The 17683-nt window shown below is 61.4% G+C and carries 14 protein-coding genes; 5 read left to right on the top strand and 9 right to left on the bottom strand.

Annotated elements, in window-relative coordinates; all coding sequences use genetic code 11:
* Positions 1-13: 13 nt before the first annotated feature.
* Positions 14-1654, top strand: coding sequence for a phosphoglucomutase (alpha-D-glucose-1,6-bisphosphate-dependent) (pgm, locus tag DW58_RS08065; RefSeq protein WP_024547857.1), 1641 nt, complete (start codon positions 14-16; stop codon positions 1652-1654).
* A gap of 96 nt (positions 1655-1750) precedes the next feature.
* On the opposite strand, the gene potE is transcribed toward pgm, so the two are convergent.
* From potE to kdpF, 9 genes are all read right to left on the bottom strand, one after another.
* Positions 1751-3064: a putrescine-ornithine antiporter gene (gene potE / locus DW58_RS08060; protein WP_024547858.1), complete on the bottom strand. Its 1314-nt coding sequence runs from the start codon at positions 3062-3064 to the stop codon at positions 1751-1753.
* Positions 3061-5259, bottom strand: coding sequence for an ornithine decarboxylase SpeF (gene speF, locus DW58_RS08055; RefSeq protein ID WP_024547859.1), 2199 nt, complete (start codon positions 5257-5259; stop codon positions 3061-3063). The genes potE and speF overlap by 4 nt, the downstream gene beginning before the upstream one ends.
* A 251-nt stretch (positions 5260-5510) precedes the next feature.
* A complete protein-coding gene (speFL, locus tag DW58_RS20875; protein WP_106875989.1) occupies positions 5511-5615 on the bottom strand; it encodes a leader peptide SpeFL in 105 nt (34 codons plus the stop codon).
* A gap of 369 nt (positions 5616-5984) precedes the next feature.
* A complete protein-coding gene (gene kdpE / locus DW58_RS08050; protein WP_024562638.1) occupies positions 5985-6662 on the bottom strand; it encodes a two-component system response regulator KdpE in 678 nt (225 codons plus the stop codon).
* On the bottom strand, positions 6659-9343 hold the full coding sequence (gene kdpD, locus DW58_RS08045; RefSeq protein WP_024550979.1) for a two-component system sensor histidine kinase KdpD: 2685 nt from the start codon (positions 9341-9343) through the stop codon (positions 6659-6661). Before kdpD ends, kdpE begins: the two co-directional genes overlap by 4 nt.
* Positions 9344-9352: 9 nt before the next feature.
* The gene (kdpC, locus tag DW58_RS08040; protein WP_024550980.1) at positions 9353-9928 is read right to left on the bottom strand and encodes a potassium-transporting ATPase subunit KdpC; all 576 of its coding nucleotides are present in this window, start codon (positions 9926-9928) and stop codon (positions 9353-9355) included.
* Between the two features lie 12 nt (positions 9929-9940).
* Complete coding sequence (gene kdpB, locus DW58_RS08035) at positions 9941-11989, bottom strand: potassium-transporting ATPase subunit KdpB (RefSeq protein ID WP_024562610.1); 2049 nt, start codon at positions 11987-11989, stop codon at positions 9941-9943.
* Positions 11990-12008: 19 nt separating this feature from the next.
* Positions 12009-13691 carry a potassium-transporting ATPase subunit KdpA gene (kdpA, locus tag DW58_RS08030; RefSeq protein WP_024562611.1) on the bottom strand — a complete coding sequence of 561 codons (1683 nt, stop codon included), beginning with the start codon at positions 13689-13691 and terminating at the stop codon, positions 12009-12011.
* The gene (kdpF, locus tag DW58_RS20650; RefSeq protein ID WP_081706720.1) at positions 13691-13780 is read right to left on the bottom strand and encodes a K(+)-transporting ATPase subunit F; all 90 of its coding nucleotides are present in this window, start codon (positions 13778-13780) and stop codon (positions 13691-13693) included. The genes kdpA and kdpF overlap by 1 nt, the downstream gene beginning before the upstream one ends.
* A gap of 311 nt (positions 13781-14091) precedes the next feature.
* Between kdpF and DW58_RS08020 the strand changes: the two genes are divergently transcribed.
* The 4 genes from DW58_RS08020 (at position 14092) to DW58_RS08005 (ending at position 17682) form a co-directional block, all read left to right on the top strand.
* Complete coding sequence (locus DW58_RS08020; protein WP_024550558.1) at positions 14092-14298, top strand: YbfA family protein; 207 nt, start codon at positions 14092-14094, stop codon at positions 14296-14298.
* 142 nt (positions 14299-14440) lie between these two features.
* Positions 14441-15397 carry a YbgA family protein gene (locus tag DW58_RS08015; RefSeq protein WP_024550559.1) on the top strand — a complete coding sequence of 319 codons (957 nt, stop codon included), beginning with the start codon at positions 14441-14443 and terminating at the stop codon, positions 15395-15397.
* 109 nt (positions 15398-15506) lie between these two features.
* Positions 15507-16925: a deoxyribodipyrimidine photo-lyase gene (gene phrB / locus DW58_RS08010; protein ID WP_029592675.1), complete on the top strand. Its 1419-nt coding sequence runs from the start codon at positions 15507-15509 to the stop codon at positions 16923-16925.
* Between the two features lie 13 nt (positions 16926-16938).
* Positions 16939-17682, top strand: a complete 744-nt coding sequence (locus DW58_RS08005; protein WP_024550114.1) for a type 2 GTP cyclohydrolase I — start codon at positions 16939-16941, stop codon at positions 17680-17682.
* Position 17683 lies beyond the last annotated feature (1 nt).

Below are 17683 nucleotides of genomic sequence, written 5' to 3'. Positions count from 1 at the left end.
AAAGGATCAGGCAATGGCAATCGACAAGCGCGCGGGGCAACCTGCGCAACAGAGTGACTTGATTAACGTCGCGCAGCTTACCGCGCAATACTATGTGCTCAAGCCTGACGTCGGGAATACGGAACACGCCGTTAAATTTGGCACCTCCGGTCACCGCGGCAGCGCCGCTCGCCACAGCTTTAACGAACCGCATATTCTGGCAATTGCCCAGGCGATTGCCGAAGAGCGCGCCAAAAACGGCATCACCGGCCCGTGCTACGTGGGTAAAGATACCCATGCGCTCTCCGAACCGGCCTTTATTTCGGTGCTGGAAGTGCTGGCTGCCAACGGCGTGGATGTGATCGTGCAGGAAAACAACGGCTACACGCCGACGCCGGCCATCTCCAACGCGATCCTTGAACACAACAAGAGCGACGGCGCGCAGGCGGACGGTATCGTGATTACCCCGTCTCACAACCCGCCGGAAGATGGCGGCATCAAATACAATCCGCCAAACGGCGGCCCGGCTGACACCAACGTCACCAAAGTGGTGGAAAACCGCGCCAACGCGCTGCTGGCCGATGGCCTGAACGGCGTGAAGCGCGTCAGCCTCGACGAAGCCTGGGCCAGCGGTCGCGTTAAAGCGATGGATCTGGTACAGCCGTTTGTCGAAGGGCTGGCCGGGATCGTAGACATGGCGGCGATCCAGAAAGCGGGCCTTAAGCTTGGCGTCGACCCGCTCGGCGGCTCCGGTATCGAATACTGGAAGCGCATTGCCGAGCACTATCAGCTCGATTTGACGCTGGTTAACGATCAGGTGGATCAGACCTTCCGCTTTATGCACCTCGATAAAGACGGCGTGATCCGTATGGACTGCTCCAGCGAATCGGCGATGGCGGGCCTGCTTAAGCTGCGCGACCAGTTCGACCTGGCCTTTGCCAACGACCCGGACTACGACCGTCACGGCATCGTTACGCCGGCGGGCCTGATGAACCCGAACCACTACCTGGCCGTGGCCATCAACTACCTGTTCCAGCACCGCCCGCAGTGGGGTCAGGACGTGGCAGTGGGTAAAACCCTGGTCTCTTCAGCGATGATTGACCGCGTGGTCGACGCGCTGGGCCGTAAGCTGGTGGAAGTACCGGTCGGCTTTAAGTGGTTCGTTGACGGTCTGCACGACGGCAGCTTTGGCTTTGGCGGAGAAGAGAGCGCCGGGGCCTCGTTCCTGCGTTTCGACGGCACCCCATGGTCCACCGACAAAGACGGCATCATCATGTGCCTGCTGGCGGCAGAGATCACTGCAGTGACCGGCAAAAACCCGCAGCAGCATTATGACGAGCTGGCGGAGCGCTTTGGCGCCCCGAGCTACAACCGTATCCAGGCGTCAGCCACCTCCGCCCAGAAAGCGGCGCTGTCGAAGCTTTCGCCGGAAATGGTCAGCGCCAACACCCTGGCGGGCGACCCTATTACCGCACGTCTCACCGAAGCACCGGGTAACGGCGCGTCGATTGGCGGTCTGAAAGTTATGACGGAAAACGGCTGGTTCGCGGCGCGTCCGTCCGGTACTGAAGACGCCTACAAAATCTACTGCGAAAGCTTCCTCGGGGCGGAACACCGCCAGCAAATCGAGAAAGAAGCGGTGGAAATTGTCAGTGAAGTGCTGAAAAACGCGTAATGCGTTCCCGGGAATACTGACCCCGCACCCGGCTTTCTCCGGGAGCGAGGGGAAAACAGTAAAACGGCAACCTTCGGGTTGCCGTTTTGTTTTTTATTAGCCGGGCCGATTCTTTAGCTCAAAACGCGGCGACACCAGGCCGTACAGCGTCCAGCCCATAAAGGTGACAATGGCCCCGTACAGCATGGCCTCCTCGCCCGAGGAGTAGAGCGCGTAAAAGCTGTAAATCGCCCCCACCAGCGCAATCACGTTGGCCGCTTTCGCCTTCCCCGGGTCGACATTGGCGGCTTTCTGAATAATCACCAGCGCCGCCATCGACAGAATATACGGGATGATATTGGTTACCACCGCCAGGTTCACCAGCACGTTGAACTGGCTGTTCAACGAGGGGCTGATAGTCATCAGTGACAATAAGCTCTGGAAAATCACGATGGTCAGCATTCCCTGCACCGGTGCGTTCGCTTTGGTAACGCGGGAGAAGATTTTCGGGAAGTAGCCTTCATCCGCGGAGGATTTGAACACCTGGGCGATAGTAAACTGCCAGCCAAGCAGCGACCCGCAGCAGGACATCACCATCAGTCCCATGATCACCTTGCCCACCGCCGGAGTGAACATCTGGGCAAACGCCAGCCCGAAGGGCGCGGTGGAGTGGGCAAGATCCAGATTGGGGACGATACCAGCAATCACATTGGTCGAGACGATGTAAATCACCGCCGCGCCCAGCGTCCCGCCCAGTACCGCGATCGGCACGTTGCGTTCAGGGTTCTCCACCACCTCGGCATTGGCGCAGGCCGACTCCAGCCCCAGAAAGGCCCACAGGGTCATGGCAATCGAGGAGCCGACGGCGGAGAAGAACGGCAGGTGATGCGGATTCCAGGCGCTGACGTAGCGCGCCGGGCTGAACCAGAACCAGCCGATGACGCACAGGCCCACCACCGGCACGATAACGCCCCAGACGGTGATGCCGCTGATTTGCCCGGTTATGCGCGCTCCACCGATGTTGGCCAGCGTGCAAATCCACAGCACCACGATGGTGGCAATGCCGATCTGTACCGGCGTCAGGACGACGCCCACCAGCTCGGTGCCGTAACCGACCGCCGAGATGGCAATCGCCACGTTAGCAATCAGCAGCGACACGCCGTAGGTATAGTTGGCCATGAAATTGCCGGATTTGCCGAACGCATACTCGGCATAGCCCCCCATTCCTCCGGACTTGCGGCTGTACATCCCGCATTTGGCGAAGGCCCATGCCAGCGCCATCGACCCCACGGCGGTCACCAGCCAGGAGATGATGGAGAGGGTGCCGACTTCGGCAAGCCGGGTGGGCAGCATGATGATGCCCGAGCCCATCATGTTAACGATGGTCAGCACGGTAAGCTGCACCACCCCCATTTTCGTGGATTTGCTCATAGCCGCTCCCCCTTCAGCAGGGCTGGACGCGCGTCCGGCTGTTTGATGACGTAGCAGTGCACGCCCAGGCGGCCATCCTGCTCCTCGATATAAACCCCCTGCAGTTCCGGCGCGAAGCCGGGCAGAAGGTTAATTCCCTCCTCCAGCGCGGCAAAGTAACGCAGCACCGCATCGCCCCAGATTTCACCGGGCACCACACAGAGTACGCCCGGCGGGTAGGGGAGTGCGCCCTCGGCGGCAATACGGCCCTCTGCGTCACGCAGGGAAACCAGCTCCACTTCGCCGCGTAAAAAGGCGTAATGGGCCTGCTGCGGACTCATTTTGACCCGCGGGAAATGCGCCTGGCGGAACATCTCTTTTTGCAGCAGCTTCACGTTGTGGCGCGCGTAGAGATCGTGTATCTCCTGGCAAAGCTGACGCAGCGTGTAGTTCCGGTAACGCGCCGGATGCTGTTTGCAGATGGACGGCAGCACCTCCTTGAGCGGCGCATCGCGCTCGATGAGCTTTTCAAACTGCACCAGTTGGGCAATAAGCTGCTGCAGCTTGCCCATGTCTTCGGCGGGCGTCAGCAGGAACAGGATCGAGTTAAGGTCGCATTTCTCGGGAATAATGCCGTTTTCACGCAGGTAGTTCGCCAGCACCGTAGCCGGAACGCCAAACGCCTCGTACTCGCCGGTGCGGACATTAATCCCCGGCGTGGTCAGCAGCAGCTTGCAGGGATCGATAAAGTACTGGTGTGCGGCATAGCCTTCGAAGGCATGCCACTGCGCACCGGGAACGAAATGAAAGAAACGCAGATCCGCGGCAATGTCGGCGGTTGGCCAGCTCTCCCACGGACGCCCGTCCACGCTATCCGGTACAAAGGGGCGTATCAGGCGGCAGTGTTGCAGAATAAGCTTCCGCGCCTCGATGCCGTCCACCACGCAGTCCATCCACATATTGCGGCCGCTGACCCCCTCGTGCATCCGGGCATTGATATCCAGCGCGGCGAACAGGGGATAGAACGGGCTGGTGGAGGCATGCATCATGAACGCATTATTGAGGCGCTTGTGCGGGACGTAACGCGGCTGGCCTTTGATATGACGGTCTTTCTTATGGATCTGAGACGACTGTGAGAAACCGGCCTGCTGCTTATGGACCGACTGCGTCACCAGAATGCCCGGATCGTTTTCGTTTAACGTCAGCAGCAGCGGCGAGCACTCGGCCATCATCGGGATAAACTGCTCGTACCCCACCCAGGCGGAATCAAACAAAATGTAGTCGCACAGGTGACCAATCTTATCCAATACCTGGCGGGCGTTGTAGATGGTACCGTCGTAGGTGCCAAGCTGGATCACCGCCAGGCGGAACGGGCGACGATCCCGGGCGCGCTCCGGGGCAACCGCCGCCACGCGCTCACGTAGCCAGGCTTCATTGAAACAGTGGTCATCGATCCCGCCAATCAGGCCATACGGGTTGCGCGCGGTTTCCAGATAGACCGGCGTGGCACCGGCCTGCAACAGTGCGCCGTGGTGGTTTGATTTATGGTTATTGCGATCGAACAGCACCAGATTGCCGGGCGTGAGCAGGGCATTCAGCACCACCTTGTTCGCCGCCGATGTTCCGTTCAGCACAAAGTAGGTTTTATCCGCGTGGAACACGTTCGCCGCGTGTTGCTGGGCACTGCAGGGGGCGCCTTCATGGATCAGCAGATCGCCCATTGCCACGTCGGCGTTGCACAGGTCGGCGCGAAACAGGGTTTCACCGAAGAAATCCACGAACTGGTTGCCCGCCGGGTGACGGCGGAAAAACTGCCCGCCCTGATGCCCCGGGCAGTCAAAGGCGCTGTTGCCCTGGCTGACATACTCCACCAGCGCGCGAAAAAAGGGCGGACGTAGCCGGGTCTCATATTTCTGTGCGGCGGCTTCGAGCTGGCGACCGTAAAAAGCATGGCAGGTCTCATTATTTTCAAATACCCCCTGAATACGCGGTAGATATTCTGCCGGCACAATCTCTTCCTTATATGTGGCAATAAAAATGGGAATGCCAAACCCCGTGGCTTCTATTTCATCGATCATGCCGGCGAAAATATCACTGACCGTAAGTACAGCGGCGGCGATATCAATATAATCAGAGTGGCCGGCATCCACGATGTCTCGTGCGGTGGTAAAACAGTCAGGGCATGCGCGGCTGGCGGCGATTTTTAAACTTTTCATGGTTATTCCTTTATTTTGATAATACGGGGCCCTTCAATTTCCTGATAAAAGAAATCGAATGCATCCGGAATAAAAAGCAATGCGGTATCGCTGATGGAATATCAGGCGATGGCTTTTTACGGGCGTAGCGATCCTGGCCGTCCGGTCACGGCATAGTCAGGTGCGGCAGACGAGTGTCGATCCCTCAGGCAAGTGCCTGTTACTGCTAAGTATTACGCCTGGCGGTAACGCCTTACGCTGAGCCAACAGGGCTATCGGGCGTTGAAGAAGTGAAAGTCGAAGCTGTTACGGTGGGCGAACATCATAATATGCGTAGTCCGCCTGATATGTGGCATTAAGCGGTTATTGTTTTCCATGGTGACGTATCCTTTCAGTCATTGAAAGCCTCGCCATTTTATCCAGAAAATGGGGGTAAACTGTGAAGGCGATCGGTAAAAGACGATCGAATGACAAATAAATATTCAGCATTTGTGAATAGCGAAAGGTAAAGCGGCGTTTTGTGCGGCGGCTGCGGATACGGTATTCATCGGCGTGAAATCGCGTGAAATAAATAGATGTTGGTGGGTATATAACGGTGAGTAATTTCTATTGTTGATGAGGAAGTACGTCGGAGTATGAATAAGTGCGAGAAATAAATACCGCTTCCGATAAATAAATGGCGTAGCAATATTGGCGCGCTGTTTCTGCGGGCGCAGGCATTCATCGCCGCGGCACCGCAGGCGATGTCACATCATAAACCGATATCCGACGCCGGTTTCGGTGAGCAGATGGCGCGGGCGCGCCGGGTCCTCCTCCAGCTTCTGGCGCAGATGCGCCATATAGATGCGCAGGTAGTGGCTGTGCTCCACCGCGTTCGGCCCCCACACCTGGCTCAGCAGCTGGCGCTGGGTCAGGACTTTGCCGTGGTTGTTAAGCAGGACCGCCAGCAGACGAAACTCAATGGGCGTGAGATGCACCTCCGCGCCGCCGCGGGTGATACGGCGGCTGGCGAGATCCACTTCGCTGTCTGAAAAACGAAACACCGGGTCCGGGTGCTGCTGCGACCCGTGCCGACGCAGCGCCACCCGCAGGCGCGCCTGCAGCTCGCCAATGCCAAAGGGCTTACTGAGATAGTCGTCCGCCCCGGCATCCAGCGCGGCGATTTTGTCTTCTTCTTCGCTGCGCGCCGACAGCACCACGATCGGCGTCTGGCTCCACTGACGAAAATCGCGAATAAAGGTCAGCCCGTCGCCGTCCGGCAGGCCCAGATCGAGGATCACCATATCCGGCTTGCGGGTTGCGGCCTCGATAAGCCCGCGCTGCAGCGTGTCGGCCTCGTGCACCCGCAGGCCTTCCGCCTCCAGCGCGGTACGCAAAAAGCGGCGGATCTCTTTTTCATCTTCGACGATCAGGACGTTAATCACATACCCTCGTGTAGTTCATCGACGCCGGGTGGCGTCTCCAGCGGAAGCGTGACGTGGAAGCTGGCCCCGCCTTCCGGGCGGTTACCGGCTGAGATGCGGCCACCGTGCACCTCGACAATCGCCCGGCAGATCGCCAGCCCCAGTCCCACGCCGGGAATGGCGGACTCTTTATTTCCCCTGGCGAATTTATCAAAGATAGCGCCTTCCTGACCAGCAGGGATACCCGGCCCGCTGTCCCACACCTCCAGATCCAGCGTCCCGTCATTCACCCGTGCCCGAATACCGATATCCGCCTGGCTGCCGGCGTATTTGGCCGCGTTCTCCAGCAGGTTGATCAGCACCCGCTCAAACAGCGGCCCGTCAACGTTAATCAGGGTCAGCGAATCGGGCAGGGCAAGCTGGATTGGCTTACCGGTGTGGCCGGGCTCCAGCATGCTGAGCGCACTGCCCACCACCTCTTCGAGGGTCAGCCACTCTTTGCGCAGGTTGAACCCGCCCGACTGAATGCGCGCCATGTCCAGCAGGTTGTTGACCAGCCGGGTGGTGTTCAGCACGTGGCGACGGATGTCGTTCGCCTGAGGCGCGTGGGGCGACCCTTCCGCGGCCAGGTCGAGCGTCAGGATCTCCGCCTGACCAAACAGCACGGTAAGTGGAGTGCGCAGGTCGTGGGAGAGCGCCGCCAGCAGCGAGTTGCGCAGCTGCTCGCGCTCGCTGGTCAGCCGCGCCTGCTCTTCGCTGGCGGTGAGCGCCAGACGTTCCAGCGCGCTGGCGACCAGCAGGGTGAAGGTTTCCAGCAGCCGCTGCTGCTCCGGGATCATCAGCTGACGCAGGTTTTCCGGCTCGACAATCACCAGCCCGTGGGTTTTGTGGGCGGTGCGCAGGGGCAGGATCTGGTACGGCACCCCGGGCAGGGTGTCGGTTCCCGCACCGGCCAGCTGCCCTTTATCGAAGCTCCAGTGGGCGATGGCCTCATCCCAGGCGGTGACGCCTTTATCTGCCGCACAGGGGGTGAGCGTGCCGTGCTCGTCCGGGAGCAGCAGCTGGCTGCGGGCAAAAAAGGTGGACTGGATAAACTGCTCGCTGGTGGCCGCGATGTCCGCCGCGCTGCGTCCCACGGCCAGCGACTTCGACATCTCATACAGGTGGCGGGTGCGCTGCTCGCGATAGCGGGCGACCCGGGCCTGATAGCGCACTCCGGCGGTGAGGTTACCGATAATTAGCCCCACGGAGAGCATCACCGCAAAGGTCAGCAGATACTGCACGTCGGAGACCGCGAGCGTACCGTGCGGCGCAATAAAGAACAGATCGAAGCTGAGCACGTTGAGCACGGTCGCCAGCACCGACGGCCAGCGCCCGTAGAACAGTGCCACCACCACCACGCCGAGCAGGTAGATCATCACCAGGTTGGCGGCGTCGAACGCCACCATCCACTGGCTCGCGATCAGGGTGATAAGGGTACAGAGCAGCACCGCCGCCAGCGCACCGCGTAGCTGCACGCGCCACTTTTCGGTGAAGGTGCGGGTGTCGGGGGTGCGGGCGGTGACCAGCGGTTTGTCATCCAGCGCGACAATCAGCAGGTCGAGATCCGGCGCGCGACGGGCGAGGCGATCGGCAAAGGTATCGCGTTGAAACCAGCGGCGGGTGTTGCGTCGGCCGATAACAATTTTGCCGAGATTGTGCTCCCGGGCGTAGCGCAGAATGGCTTTGTCTTCCGCCGGATCGGCGAGGGTGGCGGTCTCTGCCCCCAGCTCCTGGGCAAGGCGCAGCGCGCTGAGGATAGCGCGGCGCTGGTGCTCCGGCAGGCGGTGCAGATCCGGGGTTTCAACGTAGACCGCATGCCAGACGCTGCCCAGCCGCGCCGCCAGCCGCGCCGCGGTGCGCACCAGCTTCTCATTACCGTTTCCGTGGCCGATGCACAGCAAAATGGCATCCCGGGTGTGCCAGACGCGCTCCTGTCCTTTGTTGTCCCGCCAGGCGCGCATCTGCTCGTCCACCCGGTCGGCGGTGCGGCGCAGCGCCAGCTCGCGCAGGGCAATGAGGTTGCCTTTACGGAAGAAGTGTTCGATGGCGCGTTCGGCCTGACCACCGATATAGACTTTGCCTTCGTGCAGGCGCTGGCGCAGGTCGTCCGGCGGGAGATCCACCAGCACGATTTCGTCGGCGGCATCGAAGACCGGATCGGGCACCGTCTCCCGGACCTGCACCCCGGTCACGCCGCCCACCACGTCGTTCAGGCTCTCAAGATGCTGCACGTTAACGGTGGTGAAGACATCGATCCCGGCCTCCAGCAGCTCCTCCACATCCTGCCAGCGTTTCGGGTGACGCGAGCCGGGGGCGTTGCTGTGCGCCAGCTCATCCATCAGGATCAGCGCCGGACGGCGGGCGAGGGCGCTGTCGAGGTCGAACTCCATCACCTGGCGACCCCGGTGATGGAGGCGTTTAAGGGGCTGAACAGCCAGCCCCTCCAGCAGCGCCGCGGTCTCCTTGCGGCCGTGGGTCTCGACCACGCCCACCAGAATATCCAGGCCCTGGGCGCGCAGGCGCTGCGCCTCCTGCAGCATGGCGAAGGTTTTCCCGACGCCCGCACAGGCGCCGAAAAAGATCTTCAACGTACCGCGCGTCCGGGGCGTGGCCTGCTCCAGCAGGCGATCCGGGTCGGGGCGCGAGGGTTCCTCTGTCATAGTCCGTCCTTACGGCATGGTGCGCCCGTCCAGGGCCAGGTTAAGCTGCATCAGGGTGACCACCGGCTGGCCGATAAAATCTACCAGCGGGGTTTGCGTGGCCTCCGTTACCAGCCGCGCCACCTCCTCTTCGGGCAGATTACGCGCTTTCGCTACGCGTGGGATCTGCCAGCGGGCCGCGTCAGGCGAAATGCCGTTATCCAGCCCGCTGGCGGAAGCGGTGACCAGCTCCACCGGCACCGCCGGGGTGGCCTGCGGGTTGGCGGCGCGCAGGGCGGCGATGCGCGCCTCAATCGCCTCGTCCAGCGCCGGATTGCTGGCGGCCAGGTTGCTGCCGCCGGACGCCAGTGGATTATAAGGCGCATCCGCGGTGGCGGAAGGGCGTCCCTGAAAATAACGCGCGCTGCTGAAGTTCTGGCCGATCAGCAGGGAGCCGCGCACCGCGTTATCAATTCGGATAAGCGACCCGTTGGCCTGATCCGGGAACCACCACTGCCCGAGAGCGGTGGTGAGCAGCGGATAGAGGCCGCCGGTAATCAGCGTCAGCAGAATAAACAGCAGTAAAGCCGGGCGTAACTGTGCCATGAACAACTCCTTTTACACCAGACCCAGCACGGTCAGGATCAGGTCGATAATTTTGATGCCGATAAACGGCACCACCAGCCCACCGAGGCCATAAATCCACAGGTTACGGCGCAGCATCGCCGCCGCGCTGAGCGGTTTATAGCTCACGCCGCGCAGCGCCAGCGGGATGAGGACAATAATGATCAGGGCGTTGAAGATCACCGCGCTGAGAATGGCCGACGAGGGAGAGTGCAGGTGCATCACGTTCAGGGCATTAAGCTGCGGATACGTTGCCGCAAACGCCGCCGGGATGATGGCGAAGTACTTCGCCACGTCGTTGGCGATACTGAAGGTGGTCAGCGACCCGCGGGTCATCAGCATCTGCTTGCCGATATGCACCACTTCAATCAGCTTGGTAGGGTTGGAGTCGAGATCCACCATGTTCCCGGCTTCCTTCGCGGCCTGGGTTCCGGAGTTCATCGCGACCGCCACGTCCGCCTGCGCCAGCGCCGGGGCGTCGTTTGTGCCGTCGCCGGTCATCGCCACCAGCCGGCCTTCGGCCTGATACTGACGGATCAGCGCCAGCTTGGCTTCCGGCGTGGCTTCGGCGAGGAAGTCGTCCACCCCGGCTTCGGCGGCGATGGCCGCCGCGGTCAGGCGGTTATCCCCGGTAATCATCACCGTTTTGATGCCCATGGTGCGCAGCTGGGCGAAACGCTCCTTGATGCCCCCTTTGACGATATCCTTCAGGGCGATGACCCCCAGCACGCTGGCGCCGTCAGCCACCACCAGCGGCGTGCCGCCGACCTTCGCCACGCGTTCTACCAGCGCATCGACCTGCGCCGGGAAGTGCCCGCCGTTGGCCTCAACGTGACGGCGAATGGCATCCACCGAGCCTTTACGGATGGCGCGATCCTGCACGTTGATGCCGCTCATGCGCGTCTGGGCGGTAAAGGGCACGAAGGTCGCCTGCAGCTGCTGCACGTCGCGCTCGCGCAGATTGAAGCGCTGCTTCGCCAGCACCACGATACTGCGGCCTTCCGGTGTTTCATCCGCCAGCGAGGCGAGCTGCGCGGCGTCGGCCAGGATTTGCTCATCCACGCCAGGCGCAGGCAGAAACGCCGAGGCCTGGCGGTTGCCGAGGGTGATGGTGCCGGTTTTGTCCAGCAGCAGGACGTTGACGTCGCCCGCCGCTTCCACGGCGCGCCCGCTGGTGGCGATCACGTTGGCGCCGAGCATACGGCTCATGCCGGCGACGCCAATGGCAGAGAGCAGCCCGCCGATGGTGGTGGGGATAAGGCAGACCAGCAGCGCCACCAGCACCGTCACGCTCACCGCCGCGCCGCCGTACCGGGAGAACGGCCAGAGCGTGGCCGTTGCCAGCAGAAACACGATAGTCAGGGCCACCAGCAGGATGGTGAGGGCGATCTCGTTTGGGGTTTTACGACGCTGGGCGCCCTCCACCATGGCGATCATACGATCGAGGAAGGTTTCGCCAGGGTTGACGCTGCAACGGATCACCAGCCAGTCGGAGAGGATGCGCGTCCCGCCGGTAACCGACGCGAAATCCCCGCCGGACTCGCGGATCACCGGGGCGGACTCCCCGGTTATGGCGCTCTCATCCACCGACGCACCGCCTTCGATCACCTCCCCGTCGCAGGGGATGGTGTCACCGGCCTGCACCAGCACCAGATCGCCTTTACGCAGCGACGCCGCCGGAACCAAGTCCACCTGGGCGTCATGCTGTGGGGCGCGCAGCTTACGGGCCGGAGCGGTGTTTTTCACTCCTTTCAGGCTGTTGGCCTGCGCCTTGCTGCGTCCCTCCGCCAGCGCTTCGGCGACGTTGGCAAACAGCACGGTAAACCACAGCCACAGGCTGATTGCGCCGGTGAACAGGGCGTCGCCCGCCAGCAGACCGCCCGCCATGGCCACCGCCAGCAGGGTAGTCAGCACGCTCCCCACCCAGACGATAAACATCACCGGGTTGCGCCACTGGGCGCGCGGGTCGAGCTTGCGAAAAGAATCCATCAGCGCCTGACGAAGTAGTCCAGGTTCGAGCAGGGCCAGTTGCTTACGACTCATTGATAGCGCTCCGCAATAGTCATTGCACAAGAGAGAGGTGTTCCGCCACCGGGCCGAGGGCGAGGGCGGGAATAAAGGTCAGGGCGCCGACCAGCAGCACGGTTCCGATCAGCAGGCCGATAAACAGCGCGCCGTGGGTCGGGAGCGTACCGGGCGTGACCGGCTGAATGTTTTTGCTCACCAGCGATCCGGCAATCGCCAGCACCGGGATAATGACCCCGAAGCGGCCCACGAACATGCAGAAGGCTAGCAGCAGGTTCCAGAACGGCGTGTTGGCGCTCAGGCCAGCGAAGGCGCTGCCGTTGTTGTTAGCGGCGGACGATACGGCGTAAAGCACCTCGCTGAAACCGTGGATGCCGGGGTTGAGCATGCCGGCGCGACCGGCATCGGTCATCATCGCCAGCGCGGTGCCGAGCAGCACCAGCGCCGGGGTGACCAGAATCGCCAGCGCGGTAAGCTTCATCTCCCGTACGTCGATCTTTTTCCCCAGATAGGCCGGGGTGCGGCCAATCATCAGCCCGGCGATAAACACCGCCAGCAGCACGAACAGCAGCATCCCGTACAAACCAGACCCAACGCCGCCAAATACCACCTCGCCGATCTGCATCAGCCACATCGGGATCATGCCGCCCAGCGCGGTGAAGGAGTCGTGCATGGCATTCACCGCCCCGCAGGAAGCTGCGGTCGTCACCACGCTGAACAGTGCGCTGGCGAGAATGCCGAACCGGCTCTCCTTGCCTTCCATATTGAGCGCGCTGTCGGCGCCCAGGGCGAGAAGATGCGGATTGCCCTGGGTTTCGGCCCACATCACGATCGCCACGCACACCACGAAGATGGACGCCATGGTCCAGAGAATGGCGCGGCCCTGACGGGCATCGCCCACCGCATCGCCAAAGGCAAAGCAGAGCGCGGCGGGGATCAGGAAGATCGCCAGCATCTGCACCATGTTGGTCAGCGCGCCGGGGTTTTCGAACGGGTGCGACGAGTTGGCGTTAAAGAAGCCCCCGCCGTTGGTGCCGAGCAGCTTGATGGCCTCCTGGGACGCCACCGGCCCCATCGGCAAGAACTGCTTCGCCCCTTCCAGCGAGGTAAAGGGCTGGTAGGGCAGCAGGTTTTGCAGTACGCCCTGCTGGATAAAGAACAGCGCGACAAGCAGCGACAGCGGCAGGAGCACCCACAGCGTGATGCGGGTGAGATCCACCCAGGCGTTGCCAAGCGTCGTGACCGTATGCCGCGCAAAGGCGCGGATCAGGGCGAACACCACCGCGATACCGGTCGCCGCTGAGAGGAAGTTCTGCACCGTCAGGCCGACCATCTGGCTGAAGTAGCTCAGGGTGCTCTCCCCGGCGTAGGACTGCCAGTTGGTATTGGTCACAAAGCTCACCGCCGTGTTCAGCGCCAGATGCCAGGAGAGGCCCGGCAGCTGCTGCGGATTAAACGGCAGTGCGCCCTGGGCCATCAGCATGACGAACAGCACCGCCAGCCCGATAAGGTTGAGCAGCAGAATAGCGAGCAGATACTCGCGCCAGTTCATCTCTCGGGCGTTCACGCCGGAGACCCGCCAGATAACCCGCTCGATACCGGCCAGGCCAGGCAGCGGTGACCCCTCAATGAAGCGGGCCAGCCCGCTACCCAATGGCTTTGCCAGAATCAGCAGCACCAGTAAAAAGCTGGCGATCAGTAAAAATGCCGATGCGGCCATCAGAACGCCTCCGCATTAATCAGGGCGTAAACCAGATAGCCCAGCAACAGGAAAACCAGCACAACGCCGGCTAATACGCCTGCACCCACAGTCCACCTCCAGTGGTGTTAATGATGTGCGGTCATGGTGAACGGGCGGGCGAAAAGAAGTCGCAAAAAAGGCGAGGCGGGGTGTAAAAAAAGTATAAAAATGGGCAAAAGCCACAATTTAACCGTGGGTTAGTATTTATTTAACCGTTTTGTAACTTATTTACGGTATGAATTGTAAAGAGGCCGATTTTTTTGCATTTTACTGGTCTGATGAGTAGTAAAATTACAAACAAAGCGATACTATTTTAACCAGATCACATTTTCACTTTCACGACAGCCTGGCCTGTCAACCAGTTAAGGGGAGAAGCCTTATGTCTTTATATAAGCACTATCCAGCGCATCAGGTTTTCCTGCGCCGCGTGTATGCCGTACTGCTGGGCGTGCTGGCGCTGCCGGTTATGCTGTTCTGGAAAGATCGCGCCCGTTTTTACAGCTATCTGCACCGCGTCTGGTCGAAAACCAGCGACAAACCGGTCTGGATGGATCTCTCTGAGAAAGCCGCCTGCGACTTCTACTGAGCAGAAAAACAGCAAAAACCGCCCCGCTTCGTCGGGGCGGTTTTTTTTTGTGGTTAATTTATTACTGCTTCTGGTTATTATCCGCTTTCGCGCCTGCCTGCGGCCTGGCTACACTTATCCATGACGTGAATGAGGAGTCGCTATGAGTGAAAAAATCCCTGTTGGCATCAGCGCCTGTCTGTTGGGGGAGAAGGTACGTTTTGACGGCGGTCATAAGCGACTGGCTTTTGCGGTGGAATCCCTTTCCCCGTGGATGAAGTTTGAACCGGTATGCCCGGAAATGGCCATCGGCCTGCCGGTCCCGCGCCCGGCGCTGCGCCTGGTAAAGGAGCCGGATGGCGCCGTGGCGCTGCGCTTTAGCGATAAACGCGACGGTGACCTGACGGCAGACATGGAGACCTACTCCACCGAGCGGGTGAGCCGGCTGGCGCACCTGTGCGGCTATATCGTCTGCGCCAAGTCGCCGAGCTGCGGCATGGAGCGCGTGCGTATCTACGACGCCGACGGAAAAAATAACCGTAAAGCGGAGCGCGGGATCTACACCCGTATCCTGATGGAGACCTTCCCCTGGCTGCCGGTGGAAGAGGACGGACGCCTGCACGACCCGGTGCTGCGTGAAAACTTTATCGAACGCGTCTACACCCTGCATGAACTCAATCAGCTGCACGCCGAGGGCCTGAGCCGCGGCGCGCTTATCGCGTTCCACAGCCGCTACAAGCTGCTGCTGCTCGCCCATTCCCAGCCGCAGTACCGCGAACTGGGGCGCTTTGTGGCGGCCATCAACGAGTGGGACGATCTGGAGGCCTTTTTCGTTGCCTATCGCCAGAAGCTGATGGATCTGCTTGCCATTCCGGCCACCCGCCGCAATCACACGAACGTCCTGATGCACGTGCAGGGGTACTTCCGCAACCAGCTCAATGCTCGCCAGCGCCAGGAGCTTGCCACGCTGATTGACAGCTATCGCCAGGGCACGCAGCCGCTGCTCGCGCCGCTGACGCTGCTCAAACACTATATGGCCGAGTTCCCGGACAGCTACCTTTCGGTACAGCGCTATTTCGAGCCGTACCCGGAAGCGCTGCGTCTGCGCTACGGTCACTGAGTGCGGCCTTTCCGCTGATTACCATCCACAGCCGGGCGCGACAGGGGTCGCGTCCGCCGTATCCGTCAACCTGAGCCTGAATAACAAGGCGTGTAGCAACGGGAGTTTTATGACCACGCATCTGGTCTGGTTCCGGGCCGATTTGCGCCTGCATGATAACCTCGCCCTGGCGGCGGCCTGCCGCGACAGCGGCGCACAGGTGATTGGCCTGTTTATCGCCACCCCTGAACAGTGGCAGGCGCACGGCGTGGCGCCACGGCAGGCCTGGTTTATTCGCCAGCACCTGCACGCGCTGCGTGAGGCGCTGTCCCGACGCGGCATTCCGCTTTATACCGCGCAGGTCGATGACTTCGACGCCTGCATTCCCTGGATCGCCTCGTTCTGCGACGAGCACCGCGTCGATGCGCTGTTTTATAACTATCAGTACGAACTCAACGAGCGTAAGCGCGACGTGGCGCTGGAGAAGCACCTCGACGGCTTCGTGACCTGCCAGGGGTTCGACGACAGCGTGGTGCTGGCCCCCGGTAGCGTGCTGACCGGCAACCGCGAGATGTACAAGGTGTTTACGCCCTTCAGCCGCGCCTGGCTGAAGCGGCTCGATGAAGGGCTGCCCGAGTGCGTTCACGCCCCAAAAGCGCGCCAGCATGCCCCCTGCGAGGCACCCGCGCTGGCCGCGTTTGATTACCCGCTGGAGCCAGCGGACGAGACGCTGTTCCCGGTGGGCGAAGAGGCGGCGCTGGCGCAGCTGCGCCGTTTCTGTCAGAACGGGGCAGGGGAGTACGAGACCCAACGCGATTTTCCGGCGGTGGACGGCACCAGCCGGGTGTCGCCGTATCTGGCCATCGGCGTACTGTCGCCGCGCCAGTGCCTGCACCGGCTGCTGGCCGAACAGCCCCGGACGCTTGACGGTGGGCCGGGCGCGGTGTGGCTCAATGAGCTTATCTGGCGCGAATTCTACAAGCACCTGATGACCTTCTATCCGGCGCTCTGCCGTTATCAGCCGTTTATCGGCTGGACGAAAAACGTTGCCTGGTCTGACGATGAGGCGCACTTCACGGCATGGTGCGAAGGCCGCACCGGGTACCCGATCGTGGATGCCGCGATGATGCAGATGAACCAGACCGGCTGGATGCACAATCGCCTGCGTATGATCACCGCCAGTTTTCTGGTAAAGGATCTGCTTATCGACTGGCGCCGGGGAGAACGCTATTTTATGTCTCAGCTGCTGGATGGCGACTTCGCCGCCAATAACGGCGGCTGGCAGTGGGCGGCCTCGACGGGAACCGACGCGGCACCCTATTTTCGCATCTTTAACCCCACAACCCAGGGGGAGCGCTTTGACGCCGCAGGCGAGTTTATTCGCCGCTGGATCCCGGCGCTGAGCAGCGTACCGGACAAGGCGCTGCACGATCCCTGGCGCTGGGCGGACAAACAGGGCGTCACGCTCGACTACCCGCGCCCCATCGTCGACCACAAACAGGCGCGGGTCGCAACGCTTGCGGCCTATGAAGCCGCGCGTAAATCTTGAGAAGGGAACAGCGATGAAAAATACCGAACTGGAACGTCTGATTAACGACACGCTCAACAGTGCTGCATTCAGCGACTATGCGCCGAACGGCTTACAGGTCGAAGGAAAGGAGCAGGTGCACAAGATTGTCACCGGCGTCACCGCCAGCCAGGCGCTGCTTGATGAAGCGGTACGTCTGGGGGCGGATGCAGTGATCGTGCATCACGGCTACTTCTGGAAAGGTGAGGCCCCGGCGATTCGCGGCATGAAGCGCAACCGCCTGAAAACGCTGCTGACGAACGACATCAACCTCTACGGCTGGCATCTGCCACTCGATGCGCATCCGGAGCTGGGCAATAACGTGCAGCTTGCCCAGCTGCTGGGAATTACGGTCATGGGCGAGATTGAACCCCTGGTGCCGTGGGGCGAGCTGTCGATGCCGGTACCGGGACTGGAGCTGGCCTCGTGGATTGAAGCCCGTCTGGGGCGCAAACCGCTGTGGTGCGGCGATACCGGGCCGGATACCGTCCAGCGCGTTGCCTGGTGTACCGGCGGCGGGCAGGGCTTTATCGACGCCGCGGCGCGCTTCGGCGTCGATGCGTTTATCACCGGTGAGGTCTCCGAGCAGACCATCCACTCGGCGCGTGAGCAGGGGCTGCACTTTTACGCCGCCGGCCACCATGCCACCGAACGCGGCGGTATCCGCGCCCTGAGCGAATGGCTCACTGAAAATACCGACCTGGATGTCACCTTTATCGATATCCCGAATCCGGCCTGAT

The sequence above is a fragment of the Siccibacter turicensis LMG 23730 genome (assembly GCF_000463155.2).
GTDB lineage: Bacteria > Pseudomonadota > Gammaproteobacteria > Enterobacterales > Enterobacteriaceae > Siccibacter > Siccibacter turicensis.
The sequence above is the reverse complement of the archived record's forward strand: the minus strand, read 5'-3'. Positions and strand labels throughout refer to the sequence as shown.

Bases quoted from the DNA above. Each gene is read 5' to 3' on its own strand.
- kdpB (WP_024562610.1), bottom strand. From the start codon at position 11,989: ATGAGTCGTAAGCAACTGGCCCTGCTCGAACCTGGACTACTTCGTCAG.
- DW58_RS08005 (WP_024550114.1), top strand. From the start codon at position 16,939: ATGAAAAATACCGAACTGGAACGTCTGATTAACGACACGCTCAACAGT.
- kdpC (WP_024550980.1), bottom strand. From the start codon at position 9,928: ATGGCACAGTTACGCCCGGCTTTACTGCTGTTTATTCTGCTGACGCTG.
- potE (WP_024547858.1), bottom strand. From the start codon at position 3,064: ATGAGCAAATCCACGAAAATGGGGGTGGTGCAGCTTACCGTGCTGACC.
- speF (WP_024547859.1), bottom strand. From the start codon at position 5,259: ATGAAAAGTTTAAAAATCGCCGCCAGCCGCGCATGCCCTGACTGTTTT.
- speFL (WP_106875989.1), bottom strand. From the start codon at position 5,615: ATGGAAAACAATAACCGCTTAATGCCACATATCAGGCGGACTACGCAT.
- pgm (WP_024547857.1), top strand. From the start codon at position 14: ATGGCAATCGACAAGCGCGCGGGGCAACCTGCGCAACAGAGTGACTTG.
- DW58_RS08015 (WP_024550559.1), top strand. From the start codon at position 14,441: ATGAGTGAAAAAATCCCTGTTGGCATCAGCGCCTGTCTGTTGGGGGAG.
- DW58_RS08020 (WP_024550558.1), top strand. From the start codon at position 14,092: ATGTCTTTATATAAGCACTATCCAGCGCATCAGGTTTTCCTGCGCCGC.
- kdpD (WP_024550979.1), bottom strand. From the start codon at position 9,343: ATGACAGAGGAACCCTCGCGCCCCGACCCGGATCGCCTGCTGGAGCAG.
- kdpA (WP_024562611.1), bottom strand. From the start codon at position 13,691: ATGGCCGCATCGGCATTTTTACTGATCGCCAGCTTTTTACTGGTGCTG.
- phrB (WP_029592675.1), top strand. From the start codon at position 15,507: ATGACCACGCATCTGGTCTGGTTCCGGGCCGATTTGCGCCTGCATGAT.